Genomic DNA, 20,373 nt, shown 5'->3' on the forward strand with positions numbered 1-20,373 from the left:
ACAGTCAAACGGCCTGTTTTAATATAAAATACGTCAAATTTTTTATCACTAGGTTTATTACTATGGCTATTCACGTTATTTCTCACCCCCTTGTTCAACATAAGTTAGGTTTAATGCGCGCGCATGGAATTAGCACGAAAAGTTTTCGAGAGTTGTGTTCAGAAGTTGGGACATTATTAACTTACGAAGCCACTAAAAACCTAGAATTAGAAGATAACGAAATTACAGGTTGGGACGGTAATAAACTTAAAGTTGAGCATATTAAAGGTAAAAAAATTACCGTTGTGCCAATTTTACGTGCGGGCCTTGGGATGATGGACGGCGTAATGCAATTACTCCCAGCAGCTAAAGTGAGTGTAGTGGGGTTAGAGCGTAACGAAGAAACACTTGAGCCAGTACCTTATTTTGAAAAGCTAGTAGGTAATATTGATGAGCGTTTGAGCTTAGTGATTGACCCTATGCTGGCTACTGGTGGCTCTATGATCGCCACTATCGATATGCTTAAAAAAGCGGGCTGTAAAGAAATTAAAGTTATTGTACTGGTTGCTGCGCCTGAGGGCGTTGAAAAAACATTAGCTGCTCACCCAGATGTAGAGATTTTTACTGCCTCAGTTGATAGCCACCTTAATGAAAAAGGCTACATTATCCCAGGATTAGGGGATGCAGGTGATAAAATTTTCGGTACGGTTTACTAGGGTTTAGCAGTGCAAAATAATTCTACGTTTTCAATAAAAACCATTTTAACGGGTGCCCAAATGCTATTTGTAGCGTTTGGTGCGCTGGTATTAGTACCTATTTTAACCGGCCTCGATCCGAGTGTTGCGTTGTTTACCGCAGGTTTAGGTACTTTGTTGTTTCAATTTGTCACTAAAGGCCAAGTGCCTATTTTTTTAGCCTCGTCATTTGCGTTTATTGCACCCATTATTGCCTCAGTGCAAATGTGGGGCATACCCGCCACTATGGGCGGCTTAATGGCAGCGGGCTTTACTTATATGCTGTTGAGTTTATTGGTGAAGTTTAAAGGCACAAAAACCTTACATAAAATTTTGCCGCCAATTGTGGTCGGCCCAGTGATTATGGTGATTGGCCTAGCACTCGCGCCAGCTGCGGTTAATATGGCAATGGGTAAAAGTGGCGATGGTGGTACACAAATTATTGCCTACGACAGTGCCATTATTATTTCTATGTTCTCATTACTAGTAACTTTATTGTTTGCCGTGTGGGGCAAAGGAGTATTTAAACTGATCCCAATTTTAGCCGGTGTTGTTGCCGGTTACACGCTTTCGTTATTTATGGGTGTAGTGCAGTTTGAAACAGTCAGTAATGCACAGTGGTTGGCAGTGCCTAACTTTGTACTGCCAGAGTTTAAATGGCAAGCAATTTTGTTTATGGTGCCGGTGGCAATTGCGCCTGCTATTGAACACATTGGTGACATGATGGCAATTAGCCAAGTTACAAAAAAAGACTATTTGAAAAAGCCAGGGCTACATCGCACTTTATTTGGTGATGGGTTAGCCACGTCTGCTGCATCATTATTTGGCGGCCCACCTAACACCACTTACTCAGAGGTAACCGGTGCGGTAATGCTAACTAAAAACTTTAACCCTAAAGTGATGATGTGGACTGCCATTATTGCAATTTGTTTAGCGTTTGTGGCTAAAATGGGCGCGGGTTTGCAAACCATTCCGGTCCCTGTAATGGGCGGCATAATGATTTTATTATTTGGCTCTATTGCCGTTATTGGCTTAAATACCTTAGTTAAATCGGGCGATGACTTAAGCGAACCACGCAATTTAAGTATTGTGGCGCTTATTTTAATTTGCGGTATTGGTGGTATGCACATTGGTAGCAGCCAGTTCAGCCTTGAAGGTGTGAGCTTATGCGCTGTTTTAGGCATAGTATTAAATTTAGTATTCCCAAAAGCACAGAGCAACGAGAATTAAATTTGCACTGTGGTTAAAAATATTGCACCAAAAAAGCGCATTTTAAATGCGCTTTTTTTTTTAACCTACTAAAAAGTAACAATAAATAATATTGGTCTAGTAACTGCATTTCCTTATTCATACCCTATAGTTGAATCAGGGATTGTTATATTGGAGGCCAATAGTGTGGATATAAATGCTTTTTTAGTAAAACATCAATTGCCGTTGAAATATCAATATATTAGTGAGCAGTATTTTTCTGTGATTGCTCAGGATATTTTAACCAGCAAAAAAAATGCGCCTTTATTTGTTGCCATCAACGGCTGCCAAGGCTCAGGAAAAACCACGCTTGGTGACTATTTAGTGACTTGGTTTGAGCAAAACACCCACCTAAATTGTGTCGCACTCTCTATTGATGACTTTTATTTATCAACCCAAAAACGTCAGCAGCTAGCACAAGATGTGCATTGTTTATTTGCCACCCGTGGAGTTCCAGGCACACATGATGTTGCCCTTATGGATAAAACCATTAGTCGCTTGTTAAATAAAGAGGTTAATGTACCGCTGCCACGTTTTGACAAACAACAAGATGAACCCGTAGCAAAAAATAAATGGTTAACCAATAGCCAGCCAGTCGATATTGTTATTTTAGAAGGGTGGTGTGTAGCCAGTGAGCCACAGCAGCCTTTTACCTTAATTGAGCCTATTAATGAGCTAGAAAAATCATACGATCAGCAAGGACTATGGCGCCGCTGTATTAATAGCTGTTTAGCCAATGAGTATAAAACCGTATTTAATAAAATTGACTACACAATTATGCTTAAAGCGCCGAGTTTTGACGATGTATTTGCATGGCGACAAGAGCAAGAGCACAAGCTAATCGCAAAACAAGGCCAAGGCGCAGGTACCATGACCGACGAGCAGCTGCTTTGGTTTATTTCTCACTTTGAGCGTATTACCCGAGAAAATTTAAGTACCCTCAGTGCCAAAGCAAATGCGTTAATAGAGCTTGATAGTCACCGTGATGTAGTCGCAATGCAGTTAACTAGCGACAATATTGGTCAGCCCATTATTTTTACCGATTTAGATGGTACGTTATTAAATCATAGAGACTACAACACCGAAGCGGTCGACACTTTATTACAAGAGCTGCAATACAGCGGTGTGCCGGTGGTATTTAACACCAGTAAAACGTTTAGTGAAGTGGTGGCACTGCAACAAGCGCTCAATATTAAACAGCCTTTTATTGTTGAAAATGGCTCGGCTGTCTATATTCCTGAAAATTACTTTACCCTCAGACCCATTGGCTGCAGCGAATACCAAGGCTATTGGTGTTATTCATTTGCGGCGCCCATTAGCAATTTATGGGCTGATTTAACACATTTAAAAAAAGACTACAGCGACCAATATAGTTTATTCAGTGAGTTATCGTGTGAGCAGGTAATGCACATCACAGGGTTAAACGAGATACAGGCGGCGCAAGCACAGAATCGTCAATATTCAGATCCGCTCTGCTGGCATGGCGAAGAGCACAAACTTAACGAATTTATAAACGCAATAACAGTGTACGGCTACGACGTTAAAGTAGGCGGGCGCTTTATCCACATTGGTAAAAATACCGATAAAAGCATGGCGCAGCAATGGCTGGTGAAACAGTTTACTGCGCAGTTTACTAAGCCGCTAAGCATTATTGCGCTTGGGGATAGTGATAACGATAAGCAAATGCTAGAAGAGGCAGATATTGCCATTATTATTGCCAATCCAGAGAGTAAAAAGCCGGTTAAATTAACCCATAACAAAGCGCGTTATTCTCAGTTGCCAGCGCCGTTAGGCTGGGTAGAAGAAATCACTGCATTACCTTGTATTAACAGCATTTTACCCAATTTTGAGGAGTATAGTTTACATGGCTGATTTTTATCAAAATGGCATCATTACAACGTTACATAATATTGCCAACAGACCCGTAGACGATTTAGAAAAAGAGTTGCTGAGTTTTAGTAAGCAGCGACCCATGGGGCTTATTTTGCCCTCATTATTTAGTGAGTTAGAAGGCCCCGCGCTACAAAATATTGTTAAAGAGCTGCAAAAAGTACCTTATTTATCACAAATTACCATAGGCTTAGACAGAGCCGACGAAAGCCAATATCGTTATGCACTGAACTTTTTTAAAGCGCTTGATCAAAACCACAAAGTACTTTGGAACGACGGGCCACGCTTACAAGCGCTCGACAAAGAGCTTCAAGCCTTAGGTGTGGCGCCACGCGAGCTCGGTAAAGGGCGTAATGTGTGGTATTGCATGGGGTATAAATTAGCCACCGCTGAGGTTGAATCAATCGCCTTGCATGACTGTGATATTTTAACTTATGACCGAGGCTTATTAGCGCGGTTAATATACCCTGTGGCACACCCTCGATTTAACTATGAGTTTTGTAAAGGCTTTTACCCGCGTACCGCCAATGGAAAAATTAATGGCCGTGTCTCTCGGCTATTGGTTACTCCGTTATTGCGCTCGTTTAAAACCATTTTAGGCAGCCGTGATTACCTTGAGTACATGGACTCGTTTCGCTACCCATTAGCGGGTGAGTTTTCGTTTAGGCGCGATGTATTAAACGATATTCGTATTCCTAGCGACTGGGGATTAGAAATTGGCGTATTAAGCGAAATGTACCGTAACTATTCTCATAACCGATTATGCCAAGTCGATATTGCCGATAACTACGATCATAAACATCAGGAATTATCGCTCGACGACCAAACCGCTGGCCTTTCTAAAATGTCGATTGATATCACCAAAGCACTATTTAGAAAATTAGCAACGCAAGGGGTTACCTTTACCAGCGAAACTATTCGCTCATTAAAAGCCACATATTACCGTATTGGTTTAGATTTTATTGAAACCTATCATAATGATGCACTAATGAACGGTTTAACCCTGGATATTCACCAAGAAGAAAAAGCCGTTGAAATGTTTGCGCAAAATATCATGAATGCCGGTCAGCACTTTTTAGAAAACCCAATGGAAGCACCCTTTGTGCCGAGTTGGAATCGTGTGGCCTCGGCAATGCCAGACGTACTTGAGCGTTTAAAAGAAGCCGTTGAGCTAGATAACGAACAATACAGTTAACATCATTAAACGAGGCGCCTGTGAATATAGTTAAAGAACTTTTTTTTCAACGAGTTGAACAACATTTACATGCTATTTATCAAGATGTTGAATTACCGATAGCAATAAGCGAATTGACTGAAGAATTGATCACCTTAATTTTAGGTGATAACCCACTTCGCGATCCCACGCCACACACTAACCGCTGGGATGAGCAAGATGTTGTGCTAATTGCCTATGGCGATTCGATAATAAACCATGAAGACAGTGATTTAGCCGTAGGCACCCCTTTAGAGGCGCCTTTAAAAACCTTGCATCGCTTTATAAAAGAGCAGTGCGATCATCAGCTTAATGCACTGCACATTTTACCCTTTTATCCGTATAGCTCAGATGAAGGATTTGCGGTAATGAACTATGCACACGTTAATGAAGCGCTGGGTGACTGGCAAGACATTAACGCGATTGCAAAAGATGTAAAACTGATGGCGGATTTAGTCATTAATCATTGCTCTAGTCGAAGTATTTGGTTTGAAAACTTTTTAACTGATACACACCCCGGAAAAGATTACTTTAAAACAGCCAGTTTAACTGACGATTTAAGCCAAGTAGTTCGTCCTCGTACATCGCCACTATTAAATACGGTAACAACAACCAGTGGTGAAAAACATGTATGGTGCACATTTAGTCATGATCAAGTGGATTTTGATTTTGAAAATCCCGAGGTGTTAAAAGAGTTTGTCGGCATTATTCGTCATTATTTAGACAACGGTATTCGCTTATTTCGCCTTGATGCTGTGGCCTTTTTATGGAAACAACTTAATACCAGTTGTATAAATTTACCGCAAACCCACGAAGTAGTACGTTTATTACGAACGCTGATTGAGCATGCCGAGCCAAGTGTGGTGATCATCACCGAGACTAATATTCCCAATCAGGAGAACTTGTCTTACTTTGGTAATGCCAACGAAGCCCATGCAATTTACAACTTTGCCTTGCCGCCGTTGTTGTTGCATACCTTACTTAGTGGCGATAGTACGGCGCTTAAGCATTGGATGATGAGTATGCCGCCTGCACAAAACGGCACTGCGTATTTTAATTTTATTGCTTCTCACGATGGCATTGGTTTAAGGCCAATTGAAGGCTTGCTGCAACCCAGTGAGGTTGCTTCATTAGTCAGTACCACCATGCAGTTTGGTGGGCGCGTTTCAATGCGTACTAGTCACGATGGCACACATACCCCGTATGAGCTAAATATTGCCTTGTTTGATGCCTTACAAGGGACGCATAATGGCGCGGATAAATTTGGCCTTGAGCGCTTTTTATGTGCTCACGCCATTATGTTTGCAATGGAGGGGATCCCAGGGCTGTATATACATAGTTTACTTGGCACCACTAATGACTATGAACGCTTTGATAATTCGCAGCACAATCGCGCCATTAACCGTCATCGCTGGCAAGAGTCAAAATTATTAGCGGCAATTGCAGAAAAATATAGTCATCATCATCAAGTATTCAACGGAGTAAAACAGTTATTAGCAGTGCGTAAAAGGCAAGCGGCATTTCATCCTAATGCAACACAGTTCACTTTGCATTTAGGAGAGGGGTTATTTGGTTTTTGGCGACAAAGCATTGACCGCCAGCAAAGTATTTTTTGTATTTATAATATCAGCAGTCAGCCACAAAGCTTAACCTTGGCCGATTTGAACTTAATAAATACACAGCAATGGTATGAGCTGCTCTCTAAAACAGTGCTGGATGAAGAGCTTAAAACTATGCAATTAGCACCGTATCAAACACTCTGGTTATCTAATAGAGCATAAATAACGACGTTTAAAGTAATCAATGTAACTGTAAAGGGGCTTTACAGTTACATTACTCAAGCGCGAGTAGTAAGTTCTCTATAGTAAATTCAACTTTGTCTGGGCGGGTTTTACTAAACTGCGAAAAGTCTATTTCGGCTAGATTATTCGCATTAATTGCATTATATAAAGGCTTATTTGTATCGTTGAGTGGCTGAAAAATATCATTAGTGCTGTGAAAAAGTGGCCAACGCTTTAAATCAGTATGGTTATCAAATAAGTTTATAATTGCATGAGCCCCTAATAAAACATGACCCCCTATCGATATATCAAGCGCGTATGCGTTATTAGGCGCAGAATCCCAGTTAATCCCACCCACAAAAACCTGCGATTGTTTGTTTAGTTGGGTTAATGCTCTTTTAGCACCAAACGCAATGGCATCATTAGCGCACCAAATAATGTTAATTTCAGGCGCAAGTTGCATATAGGCCATGGTTTTTATATAGCCTTCTTGCTCAGACCAATTTGCAACCTCTTTAGCGGTTAAGGTTACTTTGGGTGTTTGCGCTAAAAAATCCATTAACCCTTGGGTACGTAAAGTGGAAGCAGGGGTTGTGTAGTCCCCTAGTAAAGCTAATGTATGAGCTGGCGTTTTTGTTTTATTGGTAAACTTTTTATAAAGCTGCTGCATCAATGATTTACCTGCAACACGATTATTTGGGGTAATACTGCCGACCACATTGACGCCATTTTTTTGCAATTGCTCGAGAGACGCAGGGGAAGGGCGATTTAATAAAAAATAAATGGGAACCTTGTTACTGTCTATTTTAGATAGGTATTGGCTGGTGACATTTTTTTCGTTTACTAATATCAGATAATCAGGCTTATCGTTAATGGCCTGCTGGATCAGCTCTTTCATTAAAATATGATTTCGGTTGGCGTACTTTATAGTTAATGTCACATCTAAATCAGTGGCAGCATTTTGCATAATTTTAGAAACATGAAACCAAAAATCACCTGTTTTATTGCTCTCAGCCTCAATGGAATTTGAAAAGCCAGGATTGATGAATATGATCTCTAAGGCATTAATACTGTAACTACTGAATAGCAGGCAGGTATAAGTTATCAGGCGGTATAATTTAAACAAAGGCATATGTTTCTCTATAGATTTTATAAAGCTCGATTTTTACCTTGCTAACTAGCTCCGTGGTGACATCTAAGCGTTATGCTATATAATACCCCAGTAAGTTTAGCATGTATGCAGCAATTAATTTTTTAGGATTTATGAATGAAAGCAGTTTTATTGTTAATAGTATTACTCTTTAGTCAAACAGTTGCCGCTAATGACGTAAGTGATTTAGAAAAGACCATGAAAAATATTGGGCTGGCTTATAAACAAAGTGTTGAAGCAACCCAGCTGCAAGAATTTAATGGTGCTATCGATCAATTTATTGGATTGATAGAGCAAGGTAAGAAAGCCAAATTTTATAAAGAAGCTCAGAAGTCGGTGCAAGGGCTCGATAAAGTACTGGTTCAAGCTCAGTTGGCAAAAAAAGTAGCGAATGAGCAGGGACTCGAAGCTGCAAAAAAACCACTTAAAGCCATCGATAATTTACGCAAAAAATATCATAAATTACATGAGCCTCCAGGCTTTTTTGAATTACTGTTTGGAAAATAAGGATTAGCAATGGAAATTTCAGTTTCAATGTTAGACGGTCAAAAGTTGAGTGCTAAGTTTGGTGAGCATGAAGTAATAAGCGATCAAAGCATCAATGCCGGTGGTGGGGCAGAGCACCCAGAACCATTTGACTATTTTTTGGTTAGCATGGTTTTGTGCGCTGGTTTTTATGCGCGTAAATTTTGTCAGCAAAGAGAGATCTCAACCGACGGCATGACGCTGACACAAAATAACGAGAATGTAGATGAAAACGGTAAAAAACGTTTTTCTATTGAAATTGGGTTGCCTGAAGGTTTCCCCGATAAATATAAAAAAGCACTTATTGCTGCTGTAAATACATGTACCGTGAAAAAGGTTATTCAGGCAGGGTAGTGTTTAGAAATCTGTGTCATTTCAGTATTATTAAGAAAACAGGAGTGACACATGACTCAATCTTTCGACTTCAACAAAGCATTAGCTGAACTTCAAGCTGGTAAAGGCCTTACTGGCGAAGACGGTGTTCTAACACCATTAATTAAACAACTCACCGAAGCGGCTCTTAAAGCTGAATTAGAGCAGCATTTAGAATCTGAGACCGAAGTTAACCGTAAAAATGGTTCAACCAAAAAAACAGTTAAGTCATCCATAGGTCAATTCGAACTTGAAACGCCCAGAGATCGTTCAGGTTCGTTTGAACCTCAGTTTGTTAAAAAGAACCAAACCAAGTTAACGCCTGAAATTGATGAGAAAATCCTATCTATGTTTGCTTTAGGTATGAGCTACCGAGATATTCGAGGCCACATACAGGATATGTATGGCGTTGAGGTATCAGAGGCCACCATCACTGCCGTAACAGACCAACTGATACCAGAGCTTAAAGCATGGCAAGCGCGCAGCTTAGACACGCTTTACCCGTTTATCTGGCTTGATGCCATTCATTATAAGATTAAAGAAAATGGGCGCTACGTGAGTAAGGCTATTTATACCGTACTAGGTGTCAATATCGAGGGCCGCAAAGAGTTACTTGGTTTATATATCTCTGAAAGTGAAGGGGCTAACTATTGGCTATCAGTATTAACAGATTTACATAATCGTGGTGTATCCGATATTTTAATTGCCTGTGTTGATGGACTAAAAGGTTTCCCTGAAGCAATAGCAACAATCTATCCTGACGCCGAAGTGCAGGAGTGCGTTATTCATCAAATTCGTAATTCGATGAAGTATGTTGCTTCAAAGCACCAAAAAGAGTTTATGGCTGACTTGAAACCCGTTTATAAGGCAGCCACTAAAGATGCAGCAGAAGCCGCTCTCGCCGAATTAGATGCCAAATGGGGCAAGTTATACCCTATCGTTATCGAGTCTTGGCGTCGTAAATGGGGCAATCTGTCGGTTTACTTCAAGTATCCAGATTACGTGCGTAAAGCTATTTATACCACAAATGCAATTGAAGCTGTACATCGTCAGTTTAGACGACTCACCAAGACTAAGGGAGCATTCCCTAATGAAAACAGCTTGATGAAATTATTGTATGCAGGCATATTGAATGCCTCGAAGAAATGGACAATGCCAATCCATAATTGGAATCTGACATTGTCGCAATTGGCCATCCACTTCGAAGGTAGGTTAGATGGTGTGCTAGATATTTAGCAACTTAGGCTGACACAGAATTCTGAACGCCCTCTCAGGCAGTGCCTGAGTTTTCTGTTGAAGTAAAGTAAATACCCTTTAACAATAATGCCGAGTAATAAACTCGGCATTATTATTTTATCCCACTATTTTTTCTTCATACCCTGTACGGCCTTAAATCTAGGATTATCTTTACATATCACGAACACGCGCCCTTTACGCTTTACAATTTGACAACCAGGTCGTTGCTTTGCGCTTTTTAATGAACTTAATACTTTCATTTGCTTTCCTTTTTAGCCGAAGATAAGTTTTTAAAACGACGATTAAATTGCGCAACGCGGCCATCAGATGCGAGCGTTTTTTGTTTGCCTGTATAAAATGGGTGTGAGTCAGATGAAACATCAATAGGCACATAGGGATATGTATTACCGTCTATTTCGATAGTGCGGTCGGTTTTGATGGTTGAACCTATAATGAAATATGAATCGGCTGCAGTATCATGAAAAGCAACCACATGGTAATCAGGGTGAATATTTGGTTTCATTAAACGCCTTTAATGTTATGTGATAGTATATCATTTAATTTAGCGCATTTAATTTCCCTTTGCAAATCATTTTAAATAGCTTGAACTTTGGTTAAATTGTCTTTAATGCACCGTAATTGCTGGGTATTTGCACAATCTAGTCAAAAAATAAGCACTTAGATCAAAAGTACTGGCTATTAGTATTTAGGCTGCTATAACTAGTTTCAGCAAAAAAAATAATAAAAATTTAAACACGTAGAATAGAGGTAGTTTATGAGTGACGCTCAAACGAAACAGGACCAAATCGACCAAGGAGTTATGGACACTCTTAGGGAGCGCGATCATAGTGTATTGGCAAAACAAGTTGACTCACTCGCATGTTCTCATAACGATATCATTGAATTGCTTGCTCATTATTTAGCATTAAGCGAACAAGAAGATGATGAGTTATTTGATGACTGGTTTGACTCTCTTTCAAAAGAACAACACACCGTGCTAAAAGTATTTGAAGTATATCGCGGACAGTATGAGCACCAAAACTAACTGTTTGGATTAGGCATATTAATTAGTCATTATGCTAACACTGGCTATACGATTGTAATTTAATGTTAAAAAGGCATTGTTTTTATAGATAAGCGAAATAATTAATTACACTTATTCAATACAATAGTATGTACTTTGCCCCTTGATTATTTTTCAACTAACTAATTGATGTTTAAAGCTTTATAATAAGTTAAACTACATTTAGTGTTAAAATAGTAGTTTCGGCTCGTAGTTGAACTACCATTAATAAGTTGAAATAAGAAAGGGATAATTCAGCATGCAACATTTAAATGAAATACTCAGCAGAAACAACGTTAAAATAATTGGCAAGGGTGATAAAACCTTAGTGTTGGCTCACGGATTTGGTTGCGACCAAAACATGTGGCGATTTATTATTCCTGCCCTTGAACAACATTTTACTTTAGTGCTGTTTGATTATGTAGGCTCAGGTAACTCTGATGTGTCTAAATATAATAAACAGCGCTACTCAACCCTTGATGGGTATGCCAAAGACGTACTAGAAATATGTGCCGCACTTGAACTTACCGATATTACATTTATAGGCCACTCGGTTAGTGGCACCATTGGCGCACTTGCTGCCATTGAGCAACCAGAGCTATTTTCTAAGCTGGTTATGGTGTGCCCCTCACCGTGCTTTTTAAATTTACCCCCTGATTATTTTGGTGGATTTGAAAAACAAGACCTTCACGAATTACTAAACCTAATGGATAAAAATTACATTGGTTGGGCAAATTATTTAGCGCCTCTAGTAATGGGCAACTCTCATCCAGATGAATTTATAGCGGAACTATCGGGAAGTTTTTGCTCAACCGATCCCCTTATTGCAAAAACCTTTGCAGAAGCCACGTTTTTATCCGACTACCGTTTTATACTTGAACATATAAAACAGCCTACTTTAATTTTACAAAGTGAAAATGATGCTTTAGCCGCGCCTTCTGTTGGGGAGTTTGTAGCGAATGAAATTTCAAATGCAACACTTAAGGTTATTAGTGCGCATGGCCACTGTATTCATATGACGCACCCAGAAACAGTCAGCCGTTTAATTTTTGATTTTGTGAGTTAGCCACATGTCACTTGATAAAGTAGATGAAAAGCTTGCTGATTATTCCGCAGATCACTTTTTAAATGGTGCATTAGTGACAAATGCAGATAACATTATTGTTTATGCAAATACTTATTTTCAAAAGGAATTACAGTGGAATTGTAATGAGCTTATTGGCAAGTCGGTTGATAAAATTATAACTAAATCATCAAAAATATTTTTACAAAGTTATGTGCTTCCTACCTTACTGCATGAGAAAGCGTGTCAAGAAATGCAGTTAATTATGCTCAGCGCCCAAGGCGAGCGTATGGCCGTTACCGTTAATGCTCAGCTTGATGAAAAGGGCTATATATACTGGAGCTTTTTTAACGCTACTCAGCGAGATAAGCTTTACGACGAGCTGATTAAAACACGGGAAAAGTTAGAAGCGCAAACTGAACGCTTACAATCTTTAGCGTCTACCGATGAGTTAACCAATTTATTAAATAGAAGAGAGATGAATTGCCGCAGCGTGCTGTTACTCGAACAGGCTATGCGATCAAAGCAGTCGGTTGCATTGTTAATTATCGATATTGATAATTTTAAAGTCGTTAATGATACCTTTGGGCATTTAGAAGGGGATCGAGTTTTAAAAGAGTTGGGGCAACGTCTTAAACATTTTGGTCGACAAACCGACCTTATTTCTCGTTACGGCGGTGAAGAGTTTTTAATTATGGTGCCAGATACAAATAAAGCAGATACTTTGTCATTTTGCCAAAGGCTGCATTTATTAATTGCTGAAATTAAAGTAGGTAATCGCCCAGTAACCGCCAGTATTGGGGCAAGTTTGAGTACTGCGAAAACGACGTTTACTGATTTATTTGCCCAAGCCGATAATGCGGTATATGAAGCCAAAGAGCGCGGAAAAAACAGAACCCAATTATACGATAACCCCTAACTAAATAGAGGTAAACTCAACAAGGTATTGAGTTGAGTTTACTCAAAAGATGGCAGTTATAGTTGGTATTATTGCTCTACACAATTATTTTTTGCTAATGGCGATGCCAATACGGTATCGGGGTGCCAAATTCTATCCCATATTTTAGGTAGGTTGTTTAAGTTGGGTCTTTGACTTATTTTTTCAAAATTACCGACACTGATTGCTGAGCCATCTTTCTGACCGACAACAAAATTAAACACATAAGCACACTCCATGCCCATGCGTAAATCAGAGAGAATAACTTTGTCTTGCTGCTCGCGAACGGAATAAAACCCTTTTGTAAACCACTGCAAGCGTTTAACACCCCATTCATTTTTAATCTCGTTTAGTAAAGAAGGGGTTGTTTGGTATGCATTTAAGGTAACCTCGTTGGGTGTATCAAACACCGATGCATAGCCTTCATAATATTTCCCATCCGACATCACAACCACCCGCCAAAGTAAAGTAGTAAACGGTGCTGGAGTGCTAATGTATTCATTGACTGTGATGTCTCTGTTTTGTAGCGCAGTGTTGACTTTATCGTCAATAACAACTTTAAGAATAAGCGAACAACATAAATAGAGAGTACTTACTGTGAGCGTAATTGCGTTAATTTTGTAGGCGGTTGGGGCGGTTATTTTTGGTATTAAAGTGCCTATAACCCCTACTAATAGCGGTAACGTGTAGAGGGGATCAATAATAAACATATTTGAAATTGCAAACGGATGCTCTGTAAGTGGCCACATTAATTGCGTACCGTACACAGTAAGTGCATCCAATAGTGCATGGGTTGATAAACACAAAAACACTAACCAAAACCAACGTGTTTTATACGCTTGCATGCCAGTGTGTATTTTTAAAATTAGCCAAACAATCAAAGGGCTAATTAACAAGTGCACAAAAAATGAATGGCTAAAGCCACGGTGATAAGTAAATGCTTCAACACTGCCGCCATAGGGTAAAAACACATCTAAATCGGGTAAAGTGCCCAAAATAGCGCCCCATAACACCGCTTTGCGGCCCACTTTGTTACCTAATACTGCGTACCCTACGGCGCTACCTAACGCAACTTGTGTTAAAGAATCCATACTACCTCATCTAAATAATGCAACTGCAATGTTTATACTCAGCTTAATCTTAAAACCGTCAATAATGTAAATTATTTCATTAAGTTGCTCTTTAAACTCAATTTAAAAGTGATTTATAAACTCAGTCGCGGTTGTATAAAATCTAAAAATGCAACGATACGGGAAGAAACCGCCTCATTTTTGTAATAAACGCCATAAATAGATTCTCGATTATTTGGGCTACTTACGCTGTGAGGTAAAACTTCTATTAATCGTTTTTTGGCTAAATCTTCTGCAATCATAAATTGTGAGAGAAGTGCTATGCCTTGATCAGCAATACATAAATGCCTAATGGTTTCGCCGCTGCTAGCCCTTAAATCAAAGTGCAGCGATTGCTCATGCTTCAAGGGCCATTGATTAAGAGTATTGGGTTCACTGAAACCAATTAGGTTATGGTTTTTAAGATCTGAAACTTGCTGTAACGGTGGCGCATTTTTTAAATAATCAGTGCTTGCGACCAATTTTAATTTACTTTGGCCTAATTTACGCGCATGCAGGTTTGAATCTTTTAAGTCTCCAATGCGAATAGCTAAATCTGTTTTGCGCTCAAGTAAATCAATAATATTGTCGTGTGAGGTAATATCGAGCGTGATTTGCGGGTATTGCTTTTTAAACTCATTAACTAGTGGCGCTAGTTGATGCAAAACAAAAGGGCTTGCTGCATCTATACGCAAGTGCCCGCTAGGTGCTTGCTTTAGTAGCTTTATTGTTTCTTCCCCTAAGAGCAGCGTGTTTAAAGCCTTTCGCGCATATTCTATGTATATATGCCCTTCCTCGGTCAGTTCTAAGCGCCGAGTTGTTCTGTTTAGTAATGTGCAGTTTAGCCTGCTTTCAAGACGAGATAGTGCTCTTGAAACTTTAGCTACATTTAAATCAAGTAAACTAGCCGCACCGGAAAAACTGCCACAATCAACAATGGTAATAAACATTTCTAGATCTTCAGTTTTAGCTTGAACAGGCATAAATTCACTCATTTATATTTGCAAAATAAACAAAAGTATTTTGCCATTTATGCCATTTATTGCAAAGGCATTTTTACTCACACTGTACATCTATTTTAAAAATGAGGATGTAACTATGCCATTGGCTTTATGGGCGCTTACCTTAAGCGCATTTGCAATTGGAACAACAGAGTTTGTTATAGTGGGTTTAGTGCCAACTATTGCAAACGATTTAGGCGTGAGCTTACCATCAGCAGGCTTACTAGTGAGCTTATATGCGGTTGGTGTAGCTATTGGCGCACCGGTTCTCACTGCATTAACGGGTCGCTGGAGCCGAAAAGTGGTACTTATAAGTCTTATGGGCTTATTTGTTATGGGTAACTTATTAGCTTGGCAAGCCCCTAGCTACGAAACGTTAATAATAGCACGCATTTTAACTGGACTTGCTCACGGTGTATTTTTCTCTATTGGCTCAATGATAGCGACAAGCTTAGTAAGTAAAGATAAAGAGGCTAGCGCCATTGCAATTATGTTTACCGGCCTTACGGTAGCGCTAGTAACGGGTGTGCCATTAGGTACTTGGATAGGGCAGCACTTTGGTTGGCGCGCTACATTTTTAGTGGTGTCATCACTTGGTATTATCGCTTTAATTGGAAGTGCTGTATTAGTACCTAAAAATTTAAAGCAATCAATACCGGCAACCTTTAAAGAGCAACTTCAAGTTGTTACTAAACCTAGATTACTGCTTGTGTATTTAATGACAATTTTAGGCTATGGCGACACGTTTACTGCGTTTACTTACTTGGCCCCCATTTTAGAGCAGCAGACTGGATTTGCATCTTCAACAATTGGCATAATTATGCTGGTATATGGTGTCTCAGTGGCTGTTGGTAATATATGGGGTGGAAAATTAGCTGACAAGCGAGGCCCGATCAGTGCGCTGAGCATTATTTTTAGTGCACTTACTGTAATTCTACTGATATTTACTTTTACCATGGAGTCAAAGGTTGCTGCCGTATTAACCATATTAGTTTGGGGGGCATTTGCATTTGGTAATGTACCTGGTTTGCAGCTTTATGTTGTTAAGCAAGCTCAGCAACATACTCCTAACGCAGTCGATGTTGCATCTGGATTAAATATAGCAGCATTTAACATTGGCATAGCATTGGGTTCTATTACGGGGGGCCTTGTAGTAGAGCACATGGAACTAAAAGATACCGCATGGATTGGCGCCGTTGTTTCATTGCTGGCTTTAATAGTCACCCGGTACAGTGGCAGGCTAGATAAACAAAATGTTCAGGCTAAATAAAGCGAAACTTATGTAGGTTAGTCTTGAAATAAAAATGAATGACCTCAGTATTTTCATGAGGTCGAAATTTTAAATCAAAAAGTAATCGGTGTATTTAGTAAACACGACGTTTGAATTTTAAACCAATTATTTAATAAGGATAAAGCTATGACACAACGTGTAATTGAAATGCCAGACTTAGGTATGGGTACTTTTCGTTTAGAAGGTAAAACTGCTTATGAATCTGTAAAAATGGCGTTAGAAGTAGGATTTCGTCATATTGATACCGCGCAAATTTATGGCAACGAAGAGCAAGTCGGCCAAGCCATTAAAGACAGTAATATTCCCAGAGATGAGTTATTTATTACTACCAAAGTATGGAACAATAAACTCAATAAAAACGACTTTATCGCAAGTGTAGAAAAATCATTAGAAAAGTTACAAGTTGACTCGGTTGATTTATTGCTAGTTCACTGGCCTGCACCATCAAACAATGAGCCTATGAGCGAATACCTGACTGAGCTACTAAAAGCTAAAAAGTTAGGGTTAACCAAACATATAGGTGTATCAAACTTCACTATTGCGAACTTAAAAGAAGCGATGCAAACGTTAGACTCGCGTGAAATATTTACTAACCAAGTAGAAGTGCATCCCTATTTAACCAATACCAAACTGCGCGCCTTTTGTGCTCAACATGACATACATGTAACAGCCTATATGCCGTTTGTGGTTGGTAAAGTGTTAAACGATCAAACCATAATAGATATTGCTAATAAACATGATGCAACGCCAGCGCAAGTGGTTATTGCATGGGAAAATGCGAACGGCATGACCACAATTCCATCATCGACCAAGCGTAAAAACTTAGAAGATAACTTTAACGACAAGGTAAAACTTGATGATGAAGATATAGCGCGAATTGATGGCCTTGATTGCAACGACCGCCAAGCAACGCCTGACTTTGCACCACAGTGGGATCAATAACCAAAAAGCCAGAACTAAAACAGGTGCAGTTGAGCTGCACCTTTATTTTTTTAACAAGGAACACCTATGTTAACGGTAATTGCCACACTATCGAGTGAAAATAGCGATGCAGAGCGCCTCTTAACCGAGCTCGAAAATTTACAACAGTCCTCTCGCCAAGAAGTAGGCTGCCTGCGTTACGAGCTATCAGTTAAAAACGATGCTGCGCAAACCACCTATTTAGTGAGTGAGCAATGGGCGTCTAATGAGCATTTTGAAGCCCATAAAAACGCGCCCCACTTTAAAGCGTTTGGTGATGCAGTAGGTGCATTTATTACCTCTACCAATATTGATGTATATAAAACCATTGGTTAAATGACACTCAGTTAATAGCAAAGCAGGAGCTGTAACTTACAGCTCCCTTTTTAAATGTCATTTCCAAATATCACTTCTTGCAGCTGCTTTCTTAAACCCAAAGATGTTTATAAAGACTGTTTCATAATAGCCATCTTAAATAAGAAATACTGTTTGCATTGGTAGTAGTAGTTTTTCTGATATTACTGAGCACACCCTTTTTATGTAACTTTACACGGCCATAAGCAGGTTAAAAGCTAACTAATTGTTTACAAATATTTTTTGATGATTAATATAAACACAAAGGAATATAGGGACATTTGACGGTTTATAAACCGACAAAAGTCTTAAAAAAATGATTAGGCGAAAGGATAATTGTCGTGGGAAGAAAAAGTAGGTTAAAAAAAGAGCGTAGGGGATTAGAACAGCATGGATTAATTGAACGAACAGCCAATACACTTTTGTTGTTTGGTGAGCACAATCAATCTATTTATCGTTTTTTTCAAGAAGAGTGGCAAGCTGATGCCCTTGCGCGTGGCGAAGTTTGGTTAAGCACGTTAGAGGCTTGCAGGGCATACGAAGATCCTGAGCAAGGAGATCCTGAAGAGGCCTATGAAACCTACAATTCTGGTTATGCTGTAGGAGGTAGTAATGATCCGGGCTTTGTTGAGGTAGCCCGAAGAAGTGGGGTTTATATTGGCCCCGGTTGTAGTAACATAACCTTAAGTAACAATACAATGAAAACCATACTTCCAGATGCTTATGTATTGTGCACAACTACAGAATTTTCTCCTGAAAAATTAAGCGAAACGTTTGGTCGATACTGCGTAGAAGTTACAAACCCGAAGGACTTTTTTGTTTTAATTTCTGAATCCTTGGAAAAATCAAAAAAGATAAAAGAAGCTGCTGCAGGTAAGGTCATTTACAAAGATCGAAGCTATACCGGCATGGAGTCGCCTCCAGGTCGTATTGGTTTCGTAAAACCGCCTGATCTTTATGCAACACAAAGAGAATTTAGGCTGTTATGGGTGCCTGAAAATTCAAGTGGCCTTGCTCCGTTTCTCCTGAAATGTCCCGAGGCTGCTCATTTTTGTAAACGCATTGTCTAACAGAACAATCAATTTCGCGCTAATGTCAGTTGTTGAAGCTTCAGCCTTACAAATAGTTTAGTGTTGGAATCAATGTATATTTATATAATTACAGCTTCTATAGTTATTTAATTTATTGAAAATAAAGTCAAATTATCAACTTTTTTCAAGATGAGTGCCATATTAACATTTCCATAATTTTAGAAAAAACTTTCAATCCTTTTATATGACAGCTCAGTTTGGTAAAAAATGGTAATTATCTCGAGATTTCTAAATAAGACTGAAAAAGTAGAGTATTATTTTGCAATTATGCTAGAAGATATGGAGCGTCCGTTTATTTTAGGTGCGCAAAGTGTTGATCCTAAGCTGCCTTCAATTGCTCAGTGGGGGGCATCTTCAAGATTTGGACTTGATAGTCTTGATACCATTGAAGGAAAGTTATGGAAAGATTGGCGCTTTTCTTTAGAAATGCTTGGTGTCTCATGGGTAATACCAATTATTGAAGAGTCAGTAATAAAAGATGATGTATCTCATGCGGTTAATGAAATCATATCTAAATCGTAAATCTGCAATTAACAAGGCGTAGTTGTCGGACTGTTTGTCTCGTTGCACTAAAAATAAGCCGCAAAGCACAGTGTTGGCATTGTTTAATAAAACCAACAATCCATACATAGCTAAACTCCTCAGCCAAACACGACCCTTTACTTAATCGATAAATCGTATTTTAAAATAAGAGCATCAATATAGCGGCTACGTAATGTGAGTTGCTTTTCGTGATCGGCGCCATGGCTGAGGGCTTTATTTAAAAGCTTCATGGCAGGGTGAATACGGGTGCGCTCATCTTTATCTAAACTGGCTTTGCTGCGCAGTTCGGTTATATCGTCTACGAATAATCTGCCAATATCCACAGCCACAATTTCATCAATTAGGCCATTTTGGGTGAGCACGCCATATTTGCTGCATAAAAACTGTTGCCACACTTGCTGTAAATGCTCTTCTATTTCACAGCCAAACAATTCTTCGTTAAATATAAAGCCTTGCTGTGCAAGCTTAGCCAAGCTCTGGGTATAGTGCTGAGCAAACAAATTAAAAGCTTGGTTAGATGACTCAATTTTTTGCTTAACTAATCCTTGCCCCCAATTTACGCAGCCACGGGGATAATAATCGTCGTATTCTTCACATTCATATAACCCTGAATAAGAGCTGCAGCTCATTTGATTTTTAATGCAATAACTGGGTTTAGGGAAAATGCTCTGTGCTTGCCAATTTTCAAGAGTTTCAGTGTCTATGTTGAGTGCTTGGCATAACTCATCAGTGTGATAAAAGTGAGTGCTTAAATAGTCAGATAAACGCATAGTGGCTCGCTTAATAGTAAAAAACAAAATACTGTTTATTTATACAGTTATTTATTTTGTATC

Annotated in this window: 22 protein-coding genes; 16 read left to right on the plus strand and 6 right to left on the minus strand. The window is 39.2% G+C overall.

Going from position 1 to position 20,373, the window contains the following annotated elements:
- Nucleotides 1-62 precede the first annotated feature (62 nt).
- The 5 genes from upp (at nucleotide 63) to PSM_RS17460 (ending at nucleotide 6,845) form a co-directional block, all read left to right on the plus strand.
- The gene (gene upp, locus PSM_RS17440; RefSeq protein WP_008115315.1) at nucleotides 63-695 is read left to right on the plus strand and encodes a uracil phosphoribosyltransferase; all 633 of its coding nucleotides are present in this window, start codon (nucleotides 63-65) and stop codon (nucleotides 693-695) included.
- 9 nt (nucleotides 696-704) lie between these two features.
- Nucleotides 705-1,943 (plus strand): uracil-xanthine permease family protein, encoded by a 1,239-nt coding sequence (locus PSM_RS17445; protein ID WP_013463197.1) that lies wholly within the window; start codon nucleotides 705-707, stop codon nucleotides 1,941-1,943.
- A 147-nt stretch (nucleotides 1,944-2,090) separates the two neighbouring features.
- Nucleotides 2,091-3,833, plus strand: a complete 1,743-nt coding sequence (locus tag PSM_RS17450; RefSeq protein ID WP_029609948.1) for an HAD-IIB family hydrolase — start codon at nucleotides 2,091-2,093, stop codon at nucleotides 3,831-3,833.
- On the plus strand, nucleotides 3,826-5,046 hold the full coding sequence (locus PSM_RS17455; RefSeq protein WP_013463199.1) for a glycosyl transferase: 1,221 nt from the start codon (nucleotides 3,826-3,828) through the stop codon (nucleotides 5,044-5,046). Before PSM_RS17450 ends, PSM_RS17455 begins: the two co-directional genes overlap by 8 nt.
- Before the next feature lie 20 nt (nucleotides 5,047-5,066).
- On the plus strand, nucleotides 5,067-6,845 hold the full coding sequence (locus tag PSM_RS17460) for a sugar phosphorylase (protein ID WP_013463200.1): 1,779 nt from the start codon (nucleotides 5,067-5,069) through the stop codon (nucleotides 6,843-6,845).
- 52 nt (nucleotides 6,846-6,897) lie between these two features.
- Here the strand turns inward: PSM_RS17460 and PSM_RS17465 are convergent, their stop codons facing one another.
- Nucleotides 6,898-7,977: an ABC transporter substrate-binding protein gene (locus PSM_RS17465; protein WP_013463201.1), complete on the minus strand. Its 1,080-nt coding sequence runs from the start codon at nucleotides 7,975-7,977 to the stop codon at nucleotides 6,898-6,900.
- A 135-nt stretch (nucleotides 7,978-8,112) separates the two neighbouring features.
- Here PSM_RS17465 and PSM_RS17470 point away from each other — a divergent pair, with 135 nt between their 5' ends.
- The 3 genes from PSM_RS17470 to PSM_RS17480 are packed head-to-tail and all read left to right on the plus strand — an operon-like array spanning nucleotide 8,113 to nucleotide 10,128.
- Nucleotides 8,113-8,502 (plus strand): cytochrome b562, encoded by a 390-nt coding sequence (locus PSM_RS17470; protein ID WP_013463202.1) that lies wholly within the window; start codon nucleotides 8,113-8,115, stop codon nucleotides 8,500-8,502.
- Between the two features lie 9 nt (nucleotides 8,503-8,511).
- Nucleotides 8,512-8,874, plus strand: coding sequence for an OsmC family protein (locus PSM_RS17475; protein ID WP_013463203.1), 363 nt, complete (start codon nucleotides 8,512-8,514; stop codon nucleotides 8,872-8,874).
- A gap of 51 nt (nucleotides 8,875-8,925) precedes the next feature.
- Nucleotides 8,926-10,128, plus strand: coding sequence for an IS256 family transposase (locus PSM_RS17480; RefSeq protein WP_013463204.1), 1,203 nt, complete (start codon nucleotides 8,926-8,928; stop codon nucleotides 10,126-10,128).
- 125 nt (nucleotides 10,129-10,253) lie between these two features.
- Here the strand turns inward: PSM_RS17480 and ykgO are convergent, their stop codons facing one another.
- Both ykgO and PSM_RS17490 read right to left on the minus strand, forming a co-directional pair.
- Nucleotides 10,254-10,388: a type B 50S ribosomal protein L36 gene (ykgO, locus tag PSM_RS17485; RefSeq protein WP_004586489.1), complete on the minus strand. Its 135-nt coding sequence runs from the start codon at nucleotides 10,386-10,388 to the stop codon at nucleotides 10,254-10,256.
- On the minus strand, nucleotides 10,385-10,651 hold the full coding sequence (locus PSM_RS17490; protein ID WP_013463205.1) for a type B 50S ribosomal protein L31: 267 nt from the start codon (nucleotides 10,649-10,651) through the stop codon (nucleotides 10,385-10,387). Before PSM_RS17490 ends, ykgO begins: the two co-directional genes overlap by 4 nt.
- A gap of 252 nt (nucleotides 10,652-10,903) precedes the next feature.
- Here PSM_RS17490 and PSM_RS17495 point away from each other — a divergent pair, with 252 nt between their 5' ends.
- The 3 genes from PSM_RS17495 to PSM_RS17505 all read left to right on the plus strand — a co-directional run bounded on the left by PSM_RS17495 (nucleotide 10,904) and on the right by PSM_RS17505 (nucleotide 13,173).
- Nucleotides 10,904-11,173 carry a hypothetical protein gene (locus PSM_RS17495; RefSeq protein ID WP_013463206.1) on the plus strand — a complete coding sequence of 90 codons (270 nt, stop codon included), beginning with the start codon at nucleotides 10,904-10,906 and terminating at the stop codon, nucleotides 11,171-11,173.
- A 277-nt stretch (nucleotides 11,174-11,450) separates the two neighbouring features.
- Nucleotides 11,451-12,257, plus strand: coding sequence for an alpha/beta fold hydrolase (locus PSM_RS17500; RefSeq protein WP_013463207.1), 807 nt, complete (start codon nucleotides 11,451-11,453; stop codon nucleotides 12,255-12,257).
- A 4-nt stretch (nucleotides 12,258-12,261) separates the two neighbouring features.
- Entirely contained in the window at nucleotides 12,262-13,173 is a 912-nt protein-coding gene (locus PSM_RS17505) for a sensor domain-containing diguanylate cyclase (RefSeq protein ID WP_013463208.1), read from the plus strand.
- A 68-nt stretch (nucleotides 13,174-13,241) separates the two neighbouring features.
- Here the strand turns inward: PSM_RS17505 and PSM_RS17510 are convergent, their stop codons facing one another.
- Both PSM_RS17510 and PSM_RS17515 read right to left on the minus strand, forming a co-directional pair.
- Nucleotides 13,242-14,282: a metal-dependent hydrolase gene (locus PSM_RS17510; protein WP_008115296.1), complete on the minus strand. Its 1,041-nt coding sequence runs from the start codon at nucleotides 14,280-14,282 to the stop codon at nucleotides 13,242-13,244.
- 113 nt (nucleotides 14,283-14,395) lie between these two features.
- Nucleotides 14,396-15,283: a LysR family transcriptional regulator gene (locus PSM_RS17515; protein WP_041695999.1), complete on the minus strand. Its 888-nt coding sequence runs from the start codon at nucleotides 15,281-15,283 to the stop codon at nucleotides 14,396-14,398.
- 115 nt (nucleotides 15,284-15,398) lie between these two features.
- On the opposite strand from PSM_RS17515, the gene PSM_RS17520 reads away from it, so the two are divergent.
- The 5 genes from PSM_RS17520 to PSM_RS17540 all read left to right on the plus strand — a co-directional run bounded on the left by PSM_RS17520 (nucleotide 15,399) and on the right by PSM_RS17540 (nucleotide 19,519).
- Nucleotides 15,399-16,571: an MFS transporter gene (locus tag PSM_RS17520; protein ID WP_174961913.1), complete on the plus strand. Its 1,173-nt coding sequence runs from the start codon at nucleotides 15,399-15,401 to the stop codon at nucleotides 16,569-16,571.
- Nucleotides 16,572-16,718: 147 nt separating this feature from the next.
- Nucleotides 16,719-17,534 (plus strand): 2,5-didehydrogluconate reductase DkgB, encoded by an 816-nt coding sequence (dkgB, locus tag PSM_RS17525; RefSeq protein ID WP_013463211.1) that lies wholly within the window; start codon nucleotides 16,719-16,721, stop codon nucleotides 17,532-17,534.
- Nucleotides 17,535-17,600: 66 nt separating this feature from the next.
- The gene (locus PSM_RS17530) at nucleotides 17,601-17,888 is read left to right on the plus strand and encodes a putative quinol monooxygenase (RefSeq protein ID WP_013463212.1); all 288 of its coding nucleotides are present in this window, start codon (nucleotides 17,601-17,603) and stop codon (nucleotides 17,886-17,888) included.
- Between the two features lie 359 nt (nucleotides 17,889-18,247).
- Nucleotides 18,248-18,976 carry a hypothetical protein gene (locus tag PSM_RS17535; RefSeq protein WP_013463213.1) on the plus strand — a complete coding sequence of 243 codons (729 nt, stop codon included), beginning with the start codon at nucleotides 18,248-18,250 and terminating at the stop codon, nucleotides 18,974-18,976.
- Nucleotides 18,977-19,264: 288 nt separating this feature from the next.
- Entirely contained in the window at nucleotides 19,265-19,519 is a 255-nt protein-coding gene (locus tag PSM_RS17540) for a hypothetical protein (protein WP_013463214.1), read from the plus strand.
- A 137-nt stretch (nucleotides 19,520-19,656) separates the two neighbouring features.
- Here the strand turns inward: PSM_RS17540 and PSM_RS17545 are convergent, their stop codons facing one another.
- Nucleotides 19,657-20,310, minus strand: a complete 654-nt coding sequence (locus PSM_RS17545) for a DUF6058 family natural product biosynthesis protein (protein ID WP_013463215.1) — start codon at nucleotides 20,308-20,310, stop codon at nucleotides 19,657-19,659.
- Nucleotides 20,311-20,373: the final 63 nt, after the last annotated feature.

The organism is Pseudoalteromonas sp. SM9913, assembly GCF_000184065.1.
GTDB lineage: Bacteria > Pseudomonadota > Gammaproteobacteria > Enterobacterales > Alteromonadaceae > Pseudoalteromonas > Pseudoalteromonas tetraodonis.

What these genes read in the sequence shown, in the direction of transcription:
- upp (WP_008115315.1), top strand. Translation starts at nt 63, where the DNA reads ATGGCTATTCACGTTATTTCTCACCCCCTTGTTCAACATAAGTTAGGT.
- PSM_RS17455 (WP_013463199.1), top strand. Translation starts at nt 3,826, where the DNA reads ATGGCTGATTTTTATCAAAATGGCATCATTACAACGTTACATAATATT.
- PSM_RS17465 (WP_013463201.1), bottom strand. Translation starts at nt 7,977, where the DNA reads ATGCCTTTGTTTAAATTATACCGCCTGATAACTTATACCTGCCTGCTA.
- PSM_RS17470 (WP_013463202.1), top strand. Translation starts at nt 8,113, where the DNA reads ATGAAAGCAGTTTTATTGTTAATAGTATTACTCTTTAGTCAAACAGTT.
- PSM_RS17475 (WP_013463203.1), top strand. Translation starts at nt 8,512, where the DNA reads ATGGAAATTTCAGTTTCAATGTTAGACGGTCAAAAGTTGAGTGCTAAG.
- PSM_RS17480 (WP_013463204.1), top strand. Translation starts at nt 8,926, where the DNA reads ATGACTCAATCTTTCGACTTCAACAAAGCATTAGCTGAACTTCAAGCT.
- ykgO (WP_004586489.1), bottom strand. Translation starts at nt 10,388, where the DNA reads ATGAAAGTATTAAGTTCATTAAAAAGCGCAAAGCAACGACCTGGTTGT.
- PSM_RS17490 (WP_013463205.1), bottom strand. Translation starts at nt 10,651, where the DNA reads ATGAAACCAAATATTCACCCTGATTACCATGTGGTTGCTTTTCATGAT.
- PSM_RS17495 (WP_013463206.1), top strand. Translation starts at nt 10,904, where the DNA reads ATGAGTGACGCTCAAACGAAACAGGACCAAATCGACCAAGGAGTTATG.
- PSM_RS17500 (WP_013463207.1), top strand. Translation starts at nt 11,451, where the DNA reads ATGCAACATTTAAATGAAATACTCAGCAGAAACAACGTTAAAATAATT.
- PSM_RS17505 (WP_013463208.1), top strand. Translation starts at nt 12,262, where the DNA reads ATGTCACTTGATAAAGTAGATGAAAAGCTTGCTGATTATTCCGCAGAT.
- PSM_RS17510 (WP_008115296.1), bottom strand. Translation starts at nt 14,282, where the DNA reads ATGGATTCTTTAACACAAGTTGCGTTAGGTAGCGCCGTAGGGTACGCA.
- PSM_RS17515 (WP_041695999.1), bottom strand. Translation starts at nt 15,283, where the DNA reads ATGCCTGTTCAAGCTAAAACTGAAGATCTAGAAATGTTTATTACCATT.
- PSM_RS17520 (WP_174961913.1), top strand. Translation starts at nt 15,399, where the DNA reads ATGCCATTGGCTTTATGGGCGCTTACCTTAAGCGCATTTGCAATTGGA.
- dkgB (WP_013463211.1), top strand. Translation starts at nt 16,719, where the DNA reads ATGACACAACGTGTAATTGAAATGCCAGACTTAGGTATGGGTACTTTT.
- PSM_RS17530 (WP_013463212.1), top strand. Translation starts at nt 17,601, where the DNA reads ATGTTAACGGTAATTGCCACACTATCGAGTGAAAATAGCGATGCAGAG.
- PSM_RS17540 (WP_013463214.1), top strand. Translation starts at nt 19,265, where the DNA reads ATGCTAGAAGATATGGAGCGTCCGTTTATTTTAGGTGCGCAAAGTGTT.
- PSM_RS17545 (WP_013463215.1), bottom strand. Translation starts at nt 20,310, where the DNA reads ATGCGTTTATCTGACTATTTAAGCACTCACTTTTATCACACTGATGAG.